Here is a 1486-nt window from a genome sequence, read left to right as displayed (position 1 = left end):
ACGTATAGTCGATGATTTACAACAATTCTCTTTATTACTTATGTTTTTGAGTACATTAATATTTTACAGATACTTAAAGAAGATTAAACGAGAGAGAAAACTGACTTCTTTCGAATGGACAATGTATTTTGTCACTCAATTCGCGACTTCCATTTGGGCAATTACTTATTTTATTAAATTCTTGTCTGAATCGTAAGTTACATTAAACCATTTTAGTTTACTGGGTTATTGTTATCTATTAGGGATATAAATATAGTCCGTATCTAAGTCAATGACGACATCGCACTTAATGTCTTCTTGTAATGACTTTGGAATGTTTTCAAAATGATAACGTACACAAAATAAATTTATAAGCTCCTCATTAGATAACTCTTCATTTTTTACGTTAAAATACATTTTTTTTAACTTACTGATAGAACAGTTATGACCAATAACATACTCATTAATTCCATATCCATCAAATTCAATTATCATGTTATCACTGTTGAGTGCTAGCCAACATTATAGCTTTAATTTTGGATGAATCTTTCCTATTGATTATTATAGCTTAAAGTTTAGTGAGAATATATTTTTTATAAAGTGAGAGAGTAGTAATGGAACAATATAAATTAGTTCTAGAAGGGCCTAAACAACTGAAGTGGCAAACGGATAAAATTAGGTCTTTACAGGATGATGAAATTATCGTTAAAACAATCGCAGGTGCAATTAGTATTGGAGCAGAGTTACCACAGTATAAAGAATCGGATGTTACAGATACAAATCCTTTTTATCCAAGAGAAACTGGATATGAAAGTTATGGTGAAGTTATTCAAGTTGGTAATAAAGTAACAAATTTAAACATAGGCGATAAAGTGGTTTCTTTTTATGGGCATCAAACGATAGGAATAGTTAAGGGACATAAAGTAATTCGAATACCTAGTTATATAAAGCCTAAAGTTGCCTTATTATCCATTCTTTCATGTGATGCCGCTAAAGGAGTATTAAAACTAAACCCACAACAGGATAAAAAAGTACTTATAACTGGAATGGGAGTTATGGGTTTACTCACATGTTATTTCTTAAAATACTATGCAGGTGTGGATCATGTGGATGTTGTTGAACCTAATAGAAATAGAAGAGAATTGGCACAGAAATTTGGAGCAAAAAACATATATGATTCAGAAGAGCGAATAATAGAAACATATAGTTACGGTTTCGAATGCTCAGCTACACATAGCGGATTTCGTACATTGCAAAAGCTCTTAATAGTAATGGTGTAATATGTATACTTTCAGATGGTAATAAAGAAGAACTAACATTAACCGCCGACTTTTATCGGAAAGAATTGCAAATCATTGTGTCAAGTGACGGATATGATTATCAAAAACATGCAGATTGGTTTTTTAGAAAAATAGAACAAACACCATTTATAGAAGAAATTTCTCAACATGAAATACATTATACTGCACTCATACAATGTTTTGAGAAACTGAGTCAAGAGATAATT

General features: G+C 30.7%; 2 protein-coding genes and 1 pseudogene. 2 read left to right on the top strand and 1 reads right to left on the bottom strand.

What is annotated here, in order from left to right; genetic code table 11:
• Positions 1-196: hypothetical protein (locus AC1DJR_RS29540; protein WP_477004207.1), on the top strand; the 196-nt coding region annotated here is incomplete at its 5' end.
• Between the two features lie 35 nt (positions 197-231).
• Here AC1DJR_RS29540 and AC1DJR_RS29535 read toward each other — a convergent pair.
• On the bottom strand, positions 232-474 hold the full coding sequence (locus AC1DJR_RS29535; RefSeq protein ID WP_477004206.1) for a hypothetical protein: 243 nt from the start codon (positions 472-474) through the stop codon (positions 232-234).
• A 119-nt stretch (positions 475-593) separates the two neighbouring features.
• Here AC1DJR_RS29535 and AC1DJR_RS29530 point away from each other — a divergent pair.
• Positions 594-1486, top strand: a pseudogene (locus tag AC1DJR_RS29530) (zinc-dependent alcohol dehydrogenase); the annotation flags it as partial.

The organism is Bacillus sp. 05T31, from assembly GCF_056396725.1.
This window is presented reverse-complemented; position numbering and strand designations above follow the sequence as displayed.